Origin of the sequence: Alkalidesulfovibrio alkalitolerans DSM 16529 (assembly GCF_000422245.1) — a bacterium.
Lineage (GTDB): Bacteria > Desulfobacterota > Desulfovibrionia > Desulfovibrionales > Desulfovibrionaceae > Alkalidesulfovibrio > Alkalidesulfovibrio alkalitolerans.
Genome location: NZ_ATHI01000001.1, coordinates 51,785 through 64,744, shown reverse-complemented (window position 1 = coordinate 64,744; position 12,960 = coordinate 51,785). Strand labels below are relative to the sequence as shown.

General features: G+C 68.7%; 14 protein-coding genes. 9 read left to right on the top strand and 5 right to left on the bottom strand.

The features are described from left to right. Positions 1–23: 23 nt before the first annotated feature. From DSAT_RS00295 to DSAT_RS00270, 6 genes are all read left to right on the top strand, one after another. A complete protein-coding gene (locus tag DSAT_RS00295; protein ID WP_020885564.1) occupies positions 24–491 on the top strand; it encodes a thioredoxin family protein in 468 nt (155 codons plus the stop codon). Continuing rightward, positions 488–1,048, top strand: a complete 561-nt coding sequence (locus DSAT_RS00290) for a rhodanese-like domain-containing protein (protein WP_020885563.1) — start codon at positions 488–490, stop codon at positions 1,046–1,048. Before DSAT_RS00295 ends, DSAT_RS00290 begins: the two co-directional genes overlap by 4 nt. Beyond that, positions 1,045–1,461, top strand: coding sequence for a MauE/DoxX family redox-associated membrane protein (locus DSAT_RS00285; protein ID WP_020885562.1), 417 nt, complete (start codon positions 1,045–1,047; stop codon positions 1,459–1,461). The genes DSAT_RS00290 and DSAT_RS00285 overlap by 4 nt, the downstream gene beginning before the upstream one ends. Before the next feature lie 315 nt (positions 1,462–1,776). Then, entirely contained in the window at positions 1,777–4,515 is a 2,739-nt protein-coding gene (gene uvrA, locus DSAT_RS00280; protein WP_020885561.1) for an excinuclease ABC subunit UvrA, read from the top strand. 198 nt (positions 4,516–4,713) lie between these two features. Then, entirely contained in the window at positions 4,714–4,959 is a 246-nt protein-coding gene (locus DSAT_RS00275; RefSeq protein ID WP_020885560.1) for a type II toxin-antitoxin system Phd/YefM family antitoxin, read from the top strand. After that, on the top strand, positions 4,949–5,239 hold the full coding sequence (locus DSAT_RS00270) for a type II toxin-antitoxin system RelE family toxin (RefSeq protein WP_020885559.1): 291 nt from the start codon (positions 4,949–4,951) through the stop codon (positions 5,237–5,239). Before DSAT_RS00275 ends, DSAT_RS00270 begins: the two co-directional genes overlap by 11 nt. 24 nt (positions 5,240–5,263) lie before the next feature. Here DSAT_RS00270 and DSAT_RS00265 read toward each other — a convergent pair whose 3' ends face one another. The 5 genes from DSAT_RS00265 to DSAT_RS00245 are packed head-to-tail and all read right to left on the bottom strand — an operon-like array spanning position 5,264 to position 9,773. Further along, positions 5,264–6,034, bottom strand: coding sequence for an aminotransferase class IV (locus DSAT_RS00265; protein ID WP_020885558.1), 771 nt, complete (start codon positions 6,032–6,034; stop codon positions 5,264–5,266). Next, on the bottom strand, positions 6,031–7,356 hold the full coding sequence (locus tag DSAT_RS00260) for a chorismate-binding protein (protein WP_020885557.1): 1,326 nt from the start codon (positions 7,354–7,356) through the stop codon (positions 6,031–6,033). The genes DSAT_RS00265 and DSAT_RS00260 overlap by 4 nt, the downstream gene beginning before the upstream one ends. Next, positions 7,322–7,870, bottom strand: a complete 549-nt coding sequence (locus DSAT_RS00255) for an anthranilate synthase component II (protein WP_020885556.1) — start codon at positions 7,868–7,870, stop codon at positions 7,322–7,324. Before DSAT_RS00255 ends, DSAT_RS00260 begins: the two co-directional genes overlap by 35 nt. Beyond that, on the bottom strand, positions 7,867–8,886 hold the full coding sequence (locus tag DSAT_RS00250) for a nucleoside recognition domain-containing protein (protein WP_020885555.1): 1,020 nt from the start codon (positions 8,884–8,886) through the stop codon (positions 7,867–7,869). The genes DSAT_RS00255 and DSAT_RS00250 overlap by 4 nt, the downstream gene beginning before the upstream one ends. After that, positions 8,883–9,773, bottom strand: coding sequence for an ADP-ribosylglycohydrolase family protein (locus DSAT_RS00245; RefSeq protein WP_020885554.1), 891 nt, complete (start codon positions 9,771–9,773; stop codon positions 8,883–8,885). Before DSAT_RS00245 ends, DSAT_RS00250 begins: the two co-directional genes overlap by 4 nt. A 146-nt stretch (positions 9,774–9,919) precedes the next feature. Between DSAT_RS00245 and DSAT_RS00240 the strand changes: the two genes are divergently transcribed. The 3 genes from DSAT_RS00240 (at position 9,920) to DSAT_RS00230 (ending at position 12,958) form a co-directional block, all read left to right on the top strand. Next, entirely contained in the window at positions 9,920–10,678 is a 759-nt protein-coding gene (locus tag DSAT_RS00240) for a class I SAM-dependent methyltransferase (RefSeq protein WP_040370396.1), read from the top strand. 192 nt (positions 10,679–10,870) lie between these two features. Continuing rightward, complete coding sequence (locus DSAT_RS00235; RefSeq protein ID WP_152490167.1) at positions 10,871–12,316, top strand: FAD-dependent oxidoreductase; 1,446 nt, start codon at positions 10,871–10,873, stop codon at positions 12,314–12,316. After that, on the top strand, positions 12,317–12,958 hold the full coding sequence (locus tag DSAT_RS00230; RefSeq protein WP_235695900.1) for a winged helix-turn-helix domain-containing protein: 642 nt from the start codon (positions 12,317–12,319) through the stop codon (positions 12,956–12,958). The last annotated feature ends 2 nt before the right edge of the window (positions 12,959–12,960 follow it).

Genomic DNA, 12,960 nt, shown 5'->3' with positions numbered 1-12,960 from the left:
GGCACCATAATGGGATCATACACATGAAAACGAACTCCCTGCTCATCCTCGCCGGTCTTTTGGCCATCGCCGCCGGACTGTTCTTCTTCGGCGCGCCTGACGGCCAGAAGCAGTCTGCCGCGCCCGAACCGCTGCCGCGTGTCGGCGCGGGCTTCGAGCAGCCGGGGGGAGCCACTGCGGCTTTGGTTCCCAGGTTGCCCGCGCTGCCCGTGCCGGGCATGGTCACGATGATCGACCTGGGTGCCAAGGGCTGCGTCCCCTGCCGCATGATGGAGCCGATCCTGGCTGAACTCGAAGCGGAATACGCGGGCCGCGCAGCCATCGTCTTCATCGACATCGAGATGCACCGCGAGGAAGCGGCCCGCTATCGCGTGCGGGCCATCCCCACCCAGATCTTCTACGATACGAACGGCGTGGAGCGTTATCGCCACGAAGGGTTCCTGGACAAGGCGACCATCGAGGCCACGCTGCGCACCCTTGGAGTCTCATGAGCCTCTTCACCACCGCGCCACGGCGCACCACCCTGGCCCAGGCCGCGCGCCAGGCGCTGCTCATCCTGCTCATCTCGGCCGTCGTGGCCGTGGCCAGCAACGCCGTCCGCACGGACGGCCTGCCGCTCCTCGGCGGCGGGGGCGCCCGGACCGGGGACCCGGCCACGGGCGAGATATCGCTTGCCGACGCGGCCATGCTGTTCGCGGCCGGACGCGCCCTGTTCCTCGACGCCCGCTCGGCCTTCGAATACGACCTGGGACACATCAAAGGCGCGCTCTCGCTGCCCCCCTCGGAATTCCAGCCCGCCTTCGAACGCTACAAGCCGCGCTTCGAGGAGGGCCTGACCGTCATCACCTACTGCGACGGCGAGCGCTGCCCCCTGGGCCATGAACTGGCCGAAAAGCTGCGCGCCGAGGGCGTGGCCGAGATCTATGAACTGAAAAACGGCTGGTCGCGCTGGCAGGCCCAGGGGCTGCCCACGGAGAGCGGCGGCGCGCCGGACTTCCTGGGCACCCAGGAGGGCGGCATGTGCACGGTCTGCGGGGACGAGCAATGAGCCGCCTGCACCTCGTCCTGCGCCTCGCCCTGGGCGCGCTGTTCGTGGCCGCGAGTCTGGACAAGCTCCTGCATCCGGCCGAGTTCGCGGCCATCATCGCGGATTACCGGGTGCTGCCCGCCGTGCTGGTGAACGCCTCGGCCGTGTATCTGCCCTGGCTCGAACTGATGGTCGGCGTGCTGCTTCTGGCCGGGCGCATGGCGGCCGGGGCGCTGTGGCTGGCCAACCTCATGCTCTGGGCGTTCTGGGCGTCGCTCTTCGCGGCCTACGCGCGCGGCCTGGACGTGGATTGCGGCTGCTTCTCCGTGACGGCCCAGGGCGGCGGCAACATGGAGTGGTACCTGCTGCGCGACGGTCTCTTCGTGGTCCTCGGACTCGCCGCCCTTCTCACTGCCCGCTTCTCAGGCCGCTGAAAAGACGCCGTCTGCTGCGTTGCCGCGAGAGCGGCGCATCTATCTGGAGGAGGCTCCGCCTCCTCCAGGCCACCTCCGCCAGGGGGCTGAGCCCCCTGGACCCCGCGATTCGCTTTGAAGCCATCGCTGGCAAAGCCGACCTGGGTGCGGCGGCGATACGCCCCCTTGCCTTTCCTGTCGGCGCGATTATCATTCACTTTCGCGCGCGGCGCGCCTGGCTTCGCCCCTTCCTTCCAACGGCTCAGCCTTTCCCGGTTTTCCGCGAAGCACCCCGCCGAACACGCAGCCGAAACACCCGCAAAGGAACCCACGCGCATGTCCGTCATTCATATAGAAGGCGCTCGCCAGCACAACCTGAAGAACCTGACCCTGGACATCCCCCGCGACAAGCTGGTGGTGGTCTGCGGCCCGTCCGGCTCGGGCAAGTCCACCCTGGCCTTCGACATCGTCTACGCCGAGGGCCAGCGGCGCTACGTGGAGTCGCTTTCGGCCTACGCCCGCCAATTCCTGCCGCAGCTCGACAAGCCGCTGGTGGACAAGATCGAGGGACTTTCGCCCGCCATCTCGCTGGAGCAGCAGACCTCGGGCCGCAACCCGCGCTCCACCGTGGGCACCGTGACCGAGGTGCACGACTTTCTGCGCGTCTTCTATGCGCGGCTGGGCCGGTTCCACTGCCCGCAGTGCGACCGCCCCATCCGTTCGCAGACCGTGGACGAGATCGTGGCCTCCATCCTGTCGCTGCCGCAGGGCACGAAGTTCCTGCTTCTGGCTCCGCTGGCCGAGAACAAGAAGGGCACGTTCAAGGACCTCTTCGCCAAGCTCAAGCGCGAGGGCTTCGCCCGCGTGCGTGTGGACGGCGCGGTGCACCTGCTCGACGAGGTCCCGGAGCTGGACAAGAAGCGCAAGCACGACATCGCGCTGGTGGTGGACCGGCTGGTGATCAAGGACGGGATGCGCTCGCGCCTGGCCGACTCGGTGGAGCTGGCCCTGAAGTGGGGCGAGGACCGGCTCGTGGCGGCCGAGGTGGACGGCCCCGAGCACCTCATGAGCACCTTGTCCGTCTGCCCGGAATGCCGGGTGAGCCTGCCCAGGCTCACGCCGCAGCTTTTCTCCTTCAACAGTCCGCAGGGCGCGTGCCCGCGCTGCTCGGGCCTTGGCAGCGTGGAGTATTTCGAGCCCGCCTTGATCGCGCCCAACCGAGGCTTGTCGCTGAACCAGGGCGCGGTGCTGCCCTGGAAGTCCGGCCCCGGCCACCACGCCGCGTCTTTGGAAGGCTTTTTGCGCGGCCACGGGCTTTCGCTCGACACGCCGCTTGCGGAGTATTCCGGGACGGCGCTCGACGCCCTGTTCCAGGGCGACGCGGCGCACGGCTTCGTGGGCGTCATCCCGGTGCTGGAGCAGGGCATGGCCTTCGGCCAGATCTGGCGCGACGAGCTTTCGCGCTTTCGCCAGTCCGCCCCCTGCCCGGAGTGCCACGGCGCGCGGCTTCGGCCCGAGTCGCTGGCCGTGCGCGTGGCGGACCAAAACATCCACCAGTTCGCCAGCCTGCCCATCGCGCGGGCCCTCGAATGGCTGCAAGGGCTCACCTTCGCGCCGGGCGAGACGGTCATCGCCGAGCCGCTGCTCAAGGAACTCACGCACCGCCTGGGCTTTCTGGTCAACGTGGGGCTGGACTACCTGAACTTGGCGCGCGAGATGTCCACGCTCTCGGGCGGCGAGGCGCAGCGCATCCGGCTGGCCGGGCAGCTCGGCTCGGGGCTCGTGGGCGTGACCTACGTGCTCGACGAGCCCTCCATCGGCCTTCACCCGCGCGACAACGAACGGCTCCTGGGCACCTTGCGCAGCCTGCAGACGCGCGGCAACACCGTGCTCGTGGTCGAGCACGACGAGGAGACGATCCTTTCGGCGGACCACGTCATCGAGCTTGGGCCGGGCTCCGGGCTGCGCGGCGGCGAGATCGTCTTTCAGGGCGGCGTGCAGGGGCTTTTGAACGCGCCCGAGAGCCTCACGGCCTCATACCTGCGCGGCGACATGGCCATCCCGCGGCCCGAGGAACGGCGCGCGGGGAACGGCCTCCTGACCCTTCGCGGCGTGACCACCAACAACCTGAAAGACATCGACTGCTCCATTCCGCTTGGCTGCCTGAGCGTGGTCACGGGCGTCTCGGGCTCGGGCAAGAGCTCGCTGGTCATCGACACCTTGTACGCGCACCTGGCCTTGCGCATGGGCATCAAGGCCGAGCGGCCGGGCAGCATCAAGGGGATCGAGAACGCCGGGGCCGTGGAGAAGATCGTGGCCATCGACCAGACGCCTATCGGCCGCACGCCGCGCTCCAACCCCGCGACCTACACCAAGGTCTTCGACGAGATCAGGACCATCTTCGCGGCCAGCAAGGAGGCCAGGCAGCGCGGCTACAAGCCCGGCCGCTTCAGCTTCAACGTGCCCGGCGGCCGCTGCGAGAACTGCAAGGGCGACGGCCAGATCAGGGTGGAGATGCATTTCCTGCCCGACGTCTACGTGACCTGCCCGGTGTGCAACGGCAAGCGCTACAACGCCGAGACGCTGGACGTGCGCCACAAGGGGCTGAACATCTCCGAGGTGCTGGACCTGACCGTGCGCCAGGCCCTGGACTTCTTCTCGGCCCATCCGGCGCTCAGGCGGCGTCTGGAGGTGCTGGACGAGGTGGGCCTGGACTATTTGCACCTGGGCCAGCCCGCGACCACGCTTTCGGGCGGCGAGGCGCAGCGCATCAAGATCAGTCGGGAGCTTGGCAAGCGCTCGCTGCCCGGCTCGCTCTACGTGCTGGACGAGCCGACCACGGGGCTGCACATGCACGAGGTGGGCAAGCTCATCCAGGTGCTGCACCGGCTGGTGGACAAGGGCGCGACCGTGGTGGTCATCGAGCACAACCTGGACATCGTGGCCTGCGCGGACTGGGTCATCGACCTGGGACCGGGCGGCGGCGAGGCCGGGGGCCGGATCATCAGCCAGGGCACGCCGGAGCACATCGCCTCCGACCCAGGCAGCGTCACCGGTGCATTCCTGAAAATCTAGCCGGGCGCTCCAAAAGCCCCGTCTGTTGCGTTGCCGCGAAACCGAAGTCGTCAACAATCTCGGGTCCGCATCCTCACGCAAGCCGCAGGGGCGCATGGCAATAACCATGCGCCCCCTGACGTGCAGCCTCCACATTGACACGCGCGATATAAGGCGCTATTTTCAGTTCCGAATAAAGTACTGAAAATGAGGTGTCCCATGCAGACCATCTATGCCAGCAAGACCGTCAGCGTCACCGAGCTCAAGCGCAATCTGGCGTCCATCCTCACCCAGGCCGGAGACGATCCCGTGGCCGTGCTCAACCACAACAAGCCCGAGGCGTACCTGCTCTCGGCCGCGCTGTACGAGCGGCTCCTGCAACGCATCGAGGACCTGGAAGACGCGCGGCTCGTCCAGGAGCGGCAGGACGGCCCCTTCGTGGAAGTGAACCTCCGTGACCTATAGGCTGCGCTTCCACGAACTGGCCCTGAAGGAATGGAAGAAGCTGAACGAAGCCCTGCGCGAGCAGTTCAAGAAGAAGCTGGCCGAGCGCCTACAAAACCCGCGCATTCCGTCCGCGGCCCTCTCGGGAATGCCGGACTGCTTCAAAATCAAGCTCCGCAAGGCTGGCTACCGGCTTGTCTACCGCGTCGATGAGGACGTCGTCTTCGTCACCGTCCTGGCGGTGGGCAAGCGGGACAAACTGCGCGTGTACGCATCGGCAGGCGGCAGGATTGCGGAATAGCCCGCGCCCGGACCCTGCACCCACTCACAGTATAACCGCATCCGCCGCCGCGCAGGGGGCGGTGTCGATCTCGTAGGCGTGCGGGCCGATGCGCTCCACCGGCCGCATGCCGATCAGGCTGTTCAGCACGTAGGCATGGGCGAAGCCGCCCAGTTCCTCGGCCAGCACGGGATGCCGCCTGACGGGCAGCGCCTCGGCGGCGAGTGAAAGCGCGATGCTCGGCAGCGCCAGGGCGTGCGCGGGCGCGACAAGCCCCTCGGCGTCGGCCAGGAGCAGCGCACAGGCCGAGGCCTCCACCACCAGCCCGTCCTGATCCACCAGCACCGCATCGAAAAGACCCGCGCGCCTAGCCCCGCGCCGGGCCAGCAGATAGGGCAGGTAGCTCGTGGACTTGTGCGCGCCAAGATACGAGGCATGCGGCTCGGGATGCACCGCGAGCGCAAGCGGCCCTGGCGACGGGGGCGTGAAGGCCGCCGCGAGAAGGACCGGCCGCGCGGGAGCGGCGTCAAGCTCGGGCCCTTCCAGGGGATAGACGAGGTTGATCCTGCCCACGCGGCCCGAAAGTCCGTTTCGCCGCGCCACTTCGGCCGCGACCTCGGCATCCGGCGGCGCCAGCCGGGGCAACTCGAAATGGTCCAGGCTGGCCAGGAGCCGCGCCGCATGGCGGGCGTAGTGGCGCGCCTCGCGGCCGTCCCAGCGCACGGTGGCGAAGAAGCCCGCGCCCAGGCGCGCGGCCGCACCCGGCCACGAGAGCGCCCCCTCGTCCACGAAGCGGCCGTCGCGCCAGGCGATCACGACAGCTCCTCCATGAGCCGCAAAAACTTGTCCGCCTTGGCCACGGTCTCGCGCTCCTCGGCCGCAGGGTCCGAATCCACCACGATGCCGCTGCCCGCGTGAAAGACCATCTCCCCCGCGTCCGCGTCGTGGCGGGCCGTGCGGATGGCCACGGAGGCGTCCATGTCGCGCGGGCCGTGCACCAGCAGCACGCTGCCGCAATAGGCCTCGCGCGTGTGCGGCTCCAACTCCTCGATGATCTCCAGCGAACGCTTCTTGGGGCAGCCCGTGACCGAGCCGGGCGGAAAGGCCTCCTGCACGAGGTCGAAGACGTTCAGATCGGGCCGAAGCCGCCCCGTGACCTCGCTGTACATCTGCAGCAGGTCGTCCACCACGAAGACCGACTTGTGCGCCCGCACGCCCACGCTGCCATACTCGCAGGACGCGGCCACGTCGTTGCGCATCAGGTCCACGATCATGGAAAGCTCGGCGTCCTCCTTGGGCGAGGCGCGAAGCGCCCGCGCCAGATCGGGCGGCGGCCCGGCCAGACCCTTCCGGCGCTGCCCCGGCGGCAGGCGCAGCGTGCCCTTGATGGGCTGCGAGAGCACCTCGCCGTCCGCCACGCGCACAAACCGCTCGGGCGAGGTGGAGATCACGGCCTGCGGGCCGCAGCGGAAAAAGGCGTAGTGCGGCGCGGGATAACGTCCGAAGAGCAGCCGGAACAGAGCAAAGGGGTCGCATTCGCGCACGGGGGCGCGAAACTCCACGGACAGGTTGAGCTGGTAGGTGTGGCCCTGGCGGATGCGCGCCAGCACCTCGGTTACGGCCGCCTCGTAGGCCTCGCTGGACAGGGAGCGGCGGACGTGGCCCGTAACGCGGGCCGGGCGCGGCGCGCCGTATGCGTCGGGGACGAAAGCTTCCGGGTTCGCGGCCAGCCTGCGCGCCAGATCGAGCAGGCGCACGTCCGGCTCCGCGTGGTGCAAGAGGTCGAGCCGCTTGGCCTTGGGGTCGTAGGCCAGGTGCAGGCCGTACTTGCGCAGCATCCCGCGCGGCATGACCCGTTCCTTCCTGCTGCGCACGCCCAGACGGTCCAGGCCGAACTCGTAGGCCAGCAGGCCCATGGTCGGCCGCTCGTCGGCAAAGGCGAAGGCCGCCATGTCGCCCGCGTCCGCGCCGGGCAGGAGCACGAACTCCTCCTCGGGCGCGACGCCCATGAAGAGCGTGGGCGAGCGGCCGTCCGCGCCCGGCGCGCAGAGCACGTCCGCCCCGGCCTCGCGCTCCAAGGCGGCCGCAAGGCCCAGCACGGCCTCAGGCGGATACGGGAAGGAGTCGCGCACATGCATGGCGGATGAATATCTCCGGCGATTCGGTGAGAAAGGATTCGGGGTGGAACAGATACCCCAGAAGCGGCCGCGTCTCGTGGCGCACGGCCATGATCACGCCCTCGTCCGTGGCCGCCTCGACCACCAGGCCTTGGGCCAGCCGCGAGAGATGCAGCGAATGGTAGCGGGCCACGCGAAGCCGCCTGCCCGCGAACGCTATCTCGGAGGCGCGGCCGTGCACGCAGCCGGGCAGGGGCGCGACCTCGCCGCCCAGGAAGTGGTTGATGATCTGCATTCCCAGACACACGCCGAGCACCGGCGGGCCGTCCGTGGCCGTAACGAGCGGCTCGTAGGCCGGATAGTCGGCCGGATGCCCCGGCCCCGGCGAGACGACCACGAGGTCGGCCGCGCGCGCGGCCCGCATGGTGAAGGCCGCGTAGGGCAGCACCAAAGGGGCCGTTCCCGTGACCGTGGCCAGCAGATGTTCGAGGATGCGGGTGAAACTGTCCTCGTTGTCCACCAGCAGAAGCTTCATGGCCGCGCCTGGGCCTTGGCCGCGCCCACGGGCCAGAACAGGCGGTCGAAGACGCGCTCGGGCAGGCCGCGCGTGAGACGCACCAGAAGGGCGGTGAAGAGCAGCGAGAAGATCAGGCGGCCCCAGAGGATGCCCGAGAAGTGCGCCCCGGCCAGGACCATGATCATGGTGTCCTCGATGACGGCGTGGCAAAAGCCCATCAGCGTCAGGCTGAAGACCACGTCGCGCTTGGAGAGCGCGCCCGAGCGCGCCTGCTGGATGATCAGCCCGCCGCCGTAGGCGAGCCCGAGCGTCATGCCGACCACGGTGATGGGCGCGGCCGCCGGACCGATGCCGCACAGCCTGAGCACCGGGGCCAGGAGACGGTTCAAGAGGGCCGTGGCGCCGATGAGTTCGAGCAGCCCCATGGCCACCATGAGCGTGAAGATGATGCCGAGGATGAGGCCGAGGTTCTTCAACTCGCCCAACGCCCAGGCGGCGATGGTCGCGGGCGGGGCCTCGGGGGTGAAGATGATCCTGGCGGGCTCCTGCAGCCAGCCGCCCGCGAGGTAGATCTGGTTCAGGACCGCGCCGACGATCAGCGCGCCCGCGAGCCGAAGCGCGAGCTGCATGGCCGCGCTCGTGCCCGAGGCGCGGGCCACGGCCGACTCCACGAGGAGGTTGTGGGCCACGAGCATCATGGTCGCCAGCACCGTGGCCTGGGCGATGGTCACGGGCTCGTGCAGGGCGAGTTGGGCGAAGACCACGAGCCCGGAATACATGCTCGTGAGCATGGCCGAGGCCCAGGCCAGGCCGAAGACGCCGGGCAGGCCGACCAGCCCCATGACCGGTTCGAGCGGCCGGGCCAGCGGTTCCACGAGGTCGTACTCCTGAAGGATCTTGACCGCGACGATGACCGGGATCATGACCTTGAAGAGCGAGAAGGCGGCCGCGAAGGTCTGGCGCAGCCGCGCGCCGAGCCAGGCGGCCAGGCCGCCGCAGATCTGGACGGGCCAGGACGAGGGGGAGCGGTTCACGGTAAAAGGGCCTCGATGCGCCCATGCGCGTTCATGGCCGTGCGCCAGACGGCCGGGAAGGCGTCGAGCCCCCTGGCCGCGCCAAGCAGCGCGCCCACGGCGATGCCCCTGCCAGCCGAGTCGCCGCCCGCGAGGACGTTTTGCAAAAGCCCGCGCGCGGGGTCGTCGGCGTACGCGGCCACGAGGTGCACCACCGCGGGCAGGGCGCCGGGGCTATGGCAGTTCTGGCCGAAGGCGGCGATCAGGGACAGGGTTTCGCCGCCCGCGGAGGCCAGACCCTTTTCCACCAACTCGGCCACGGACCCGCCAGCGAGCGCCTGGGCGGCCGCGCGCATGGCCGGAACCGGCTCCTCACCGCCAAGGATGCGCGCGGCGGCGCGCGCGAAGAACTCGGCCGCGTCGAGCACCAGCGGCGCGGTGTGGGTCAGGCCGGTCTGCTGCCGCGCGGCCTCGGCCAGGGCGTCCTCGTCCGCGATGAAGGCCAGGAGCGGCGCGAAGCGCGCGGCCCCGGCCAGATCCTCGGAGGTGCTGCCCGCGTCCTCGAAGGGCCAACCGGCCTTCAGATTCTCCAGGGTGCGGCGGCTGGCCGCGTCCACGTAGCCGCCGTAGGTCTCGAAAAGCGTCTTCCAGCGGGCGGCGAAGTCCGCGCGGTCGAAGCCTCCCCGCTCGGCCAGCGACTCCAGGAGCACGAGCATCTGGTCGCCGTAGTGGGTGAAATCGCCCAGGCCCTTGGTTTTGTGATAGGAATCCGGCAGCGGCGCGGCCGGGGCGGCGAAATCCGGAAATTCGCGTGCGATGCGCTCCTGGTCGTATATCCAGTGCGGACCGAGCGCCAGGCAGTCGGCCATGAAGGCCGCGACCACGGCGTCGCGTCTGGTGTTGCGCATGACTCCTCCCTGCCCGTGCAACGGGCCTCGCGGCAATCTCGCACGAAGCCGGGGCGATGACAAGGCGAGGCCGGGGGGTGGTCAAAAGCGCCCGGCAAAGGTACACTTCCCCGGAAAACGCACGGGACCCGGAGCACGACTTCGCCATGCAGCACGACGACGCCTTCGCGGCACGCTACGACGCCTGGTTCGCCACCCCAGAGGGAAAGGTCGCCTTCGAGCGTGAAAAGGCGCTTTTGGCCGACCTCGTCTCGGCCTGGCCCCGGCGCGGCCAGCGGCTCCTGGAGATAGGCTGCGGCACGGGGATGTTTCTCGAATGCTTCTACGAATGGGGCTTCGATGTGGACGGAGTGGACCCCTCTGCGGCCATGCTCAAGGGTGCCCGCGCGCGCATGGGCAAGCGCGCCGACCTGCGCCTGGGCCACGCCGAGCACCTGCCCATGGACGACAAGGAATACGACTACGTGACCCTGATCACGGCCCTGGAGTTCTGCGAGGACCCCGAGGCCGCCATGCGCGAGGCCGTGCGCGTGGCCCGCAAGGGCGTGCTCGTGGGCTTTTTGAACCGCCGCTCGTTCTATGCCTTGTCCACACGTTGCTCCTGCCTGTGCGGCGACAAGGGGCACGTCTCGTCCATGCGCGCGGCGCGCTGGTTCAGCCTGCGCGACGTGGTCAGACTGTTCGCGAACGCGGCGGGAAAAAAGCCGCGTCGGGCGCGCTCCGTGCTGCCCGGCCCCCCGGCCACCTGGCGGGAGGGGCTGCCGTTTAGGCTCCTGAATCATCCGCTGTATCCCGGCTGGCTCGGGGGATTTTGCGCCGTACGCTTCGATCTCGTGGGTGACAAACCCTTGACGCCCCTGGCGGCCTTCACCACCGAGGCCAGCCCGAGCGGCGGCAGCGCGTGACCGTTGCGCAGGGCTGGATGTCTCTTCCTCCCACGCCGACGCGCAGTTTTTCCGCCCCCTATCCACAGTCAATCCCGAACATGCCGACATAAAAGGATTTCAATTTCACTGGTCCAGACATTGCTTCGGCCCGGCCACGGCGGCCAGGAGGCCGCCATGCGGCCCACGCGCCGCACAAGCCGAGGGAGCGGCATGGACCACACGCGAACGCACATCACTCGCCACGAGACCGACGTCCTGGTGCTCGGCGCAGGCCTGGCCGGGCTGCGTGCGGCCTGGGCCGCGCTGGCCGAGAATCCCGGCGCGCGCGTGACCGTGATCAGCGCGGGTAGTGGTCCGTCCGGCTCATCCTTCGCCAATCTCCACGACAGGCTGGGCATGCAGACCTGCCCCACAGACGAGGACGCCGCCGATCTCGTGGCCGAGGCCCTGGCCGTGGGAAGGCCCGGCCACGTCGAGCCCGTCCTGGCGCAGGCCCTGGCGACCGACGCGCGCGAGCGCTTCGAGGACATGAAGGACCTTGGGCTTCCCTTCATTGCCCGTCAGAACGGTAGTCCGGAGCTTTTTTCCGCCTGTTTCAGCCCGGCCTCGCGCCGGGCCGTGGTCTTCGAGGATCTGGGCCGCGTCTTTACGGCTTTCAAAACCAGGGGCGAGGAACTGGGCGGGCACTTTCTTTCCGGCCTCACGGTGCGCGGCTTGGTCGTGCGCGACGGCCGCGCCCTGGGGGCGCTGGCCGAGGACGCGCGGGGACGCGCATCGCTTTTCATGGCCAAGGCCGTGATCATGGCCCTGGGCGGGCCCGCGCCGCTTTTCGCGCACAACCAGGCCGGGCCGGGCAACCCCGGGTTCTCGCTCGGGCTCCTGGGCCGGGCCGGGGCCAGGCTCGTAAACCAGGGCTACCTGCAATACATGTGGGCCAGCCTGCCGGACCGTGCCTTCTGGAACCTCGCGGCCAAGGCGCGTCAAGGACTTGTCGTTCGCTCGCCAGACGGCGGACTCGTGCCCCTGCCCGACGACCTCGCCGAACTCGCGGCCGAGCGCAAAACGCACTGCCCCTTCGGCCACGGCCTGCCCGACGCCGAACTGGACCGCTTCCTCCTGCGCCACCTGGACGCGGAGGGCGCGGTCATGGTGCGCGCCGCAGCCGAGGATTTCACGCGCGTCGCGCCCATGGCCCACGCGGGCAACGGCGGGGCGCTCATCGACGAGCACGGGCAGACGTCGGTCGCCGGGCTTTACGCCTGCGGCGAATGTGCCTCGGGCATGCACGGGGCCAACCGCATCGGTGGGGCCATGGTCCTGGCCACACAAGTCTTCGGAACCCGCGCCGGACGCCACGCCGCGGGCACACTTAAGAAAAATCCGGAATCGTCCGATATATCGTTCAGTGAGTTAATGAATGATTCCCTGGCGCCCAGAAGCCAGGGCGGCCGTGGCACTGAACCGGACCGCGACAGGGAGCATCTGCACGCGTTGGCATGGAGCCTGCAAATGAACATGGCGATGCAGAAATCTCCCACCCTGGAGGCTGCGCGGGCGGAACTCTCCAGGCGGCGGGAACAAACGGCGGGATGGCGCGCCAGACTTGCCCTGGAAACGGGGATGGAGCTACTTACGCACATCGCGTCACATAACTAAGTGAATGAACGAAAGAGGGCCGAGGCAGTGATCCCCATCCAGAAGCGATTCTTCAAACCGGGCAAGGAATCCCGCATGCTCTCCATCCTGGACGGCATCCACGCCCGCGCCCGGATCAGCCAGCAGGAACTGGGGAACAAGGCCGCGCTCTCCGGAGCCATGGTCAATAAATACGTCAAGACGCTGCACCAGGGCGGGCTCATCACCCTGACCCCGGTGAACGGCAAGTCGTTCTCCTACGGTCTGACCCAGGAGGGCGAGAGCCAGCGGCGGGCCATGCTCGGCCAGTTCTGCGCTGAAATCGTGCAGGTCTATTCCGCGCTCAAGGAGAGCATCCGCGAAAAGCTCACGGGGCTCCTCGACCAGGGCTTGACCCAGGTGGCGCTCTTCGGCGCGGCCGAGACCTGCGAGGTGGTGCTGGCCGCCCTGGAGGACACGCCGTTTCGCGTCGTGGCCATCATCGACAACGACCCCTCCAAACACGGCCAGGCCTTCCACGGTCACCGCGTGGTCTCGCCGAGCCTTCTTCCGACGATCCCCTGCCAGGCAGTCATCATCTCCTCGTTTGGACGGCAGGACGAGATATACGGGCAGCTCACGGCTCCGGCCGCAGCAAGGAACCTTCAAATAGTCAGGTTGTAGCC

What these genes read in the sequence shown, in the direction of transcription:
- DSAT_RS00290 (WP_020885563.1), top strand. Translation starts at nt 488, where the DNA reads ATGAGCCTCTTCACCACCGCGCCACGGCGCACCACCCTGGCCCAGGCC.
- DSAT_RS00295 (WP_020885564.1), top strand. Translation starts at nt 24, where the DNA reads ATGAAAACGAACTCCCTGCTCATCCTCGCCGGTCTTTTGGCCATCGCC.
- DSAT_RS00275 (WP_020885560.1), top strand. Translation starts at nt 4,714, where the DNA reads ATGCAGACCATCTATGCCAGCAAGACCGTCAGCGTCACCGAGCTCAAG.
- DSAT_RS00245 (WP_020885554.1), bottom strand. Translation starts at nt 9,773, where the DNA reads ATGCGCAACACCAGACGCGACGCCGTGGTCGCGGCCTTCATGGCCGAC.
- DSAT_RS00235 (WP_152490167.1), top strand. Translation starts at nt 10,871, where the DNA reads ATGGACCACACGCGAACGCACATCACTCGCCACGAGACCGACGTCCTG.
- DSAT_RS00255 (WP_020885556.1), bottom strand. Translation starts at nt 7,870, where the DNA reads ATGAAGCTTCTGCTGGTGGACAACGAGGACAGTTTCACCCGCATCCTC.
- DSAT_RS00260 (WP_020885557.1), bottom strand. Translation starts at nt 7,356, where the DNA reads ATGCATGTGCGCGACTCCTTCCCGTATCCGCCTGAGGCCGTGCTGGGC.
- uvrA (WP_020885561.1), top strand. Translation starts at nt 1,777, where the DNA reads ATGTCCGTCATTCATATAGAAGGCGCTCGCCAGCACAACCTGAAGAAC.
- DSAT_RS00240 (WP_040370396.1), top strand. Translation starts at nt 9,920, where the DNA reads ATGCAGCACGACGACGCCTTCGCGGCACGCTACGACGCCTGGTTCGCC.
- DSAT_RS00285 (WP_020885562.1), top strand. Translation starts at nt 1,045, where the DNA reads ATGAGCCGCCTGCACCTCGTCCTGCGCCTCGCCCTGGGCGCGCTGTTC.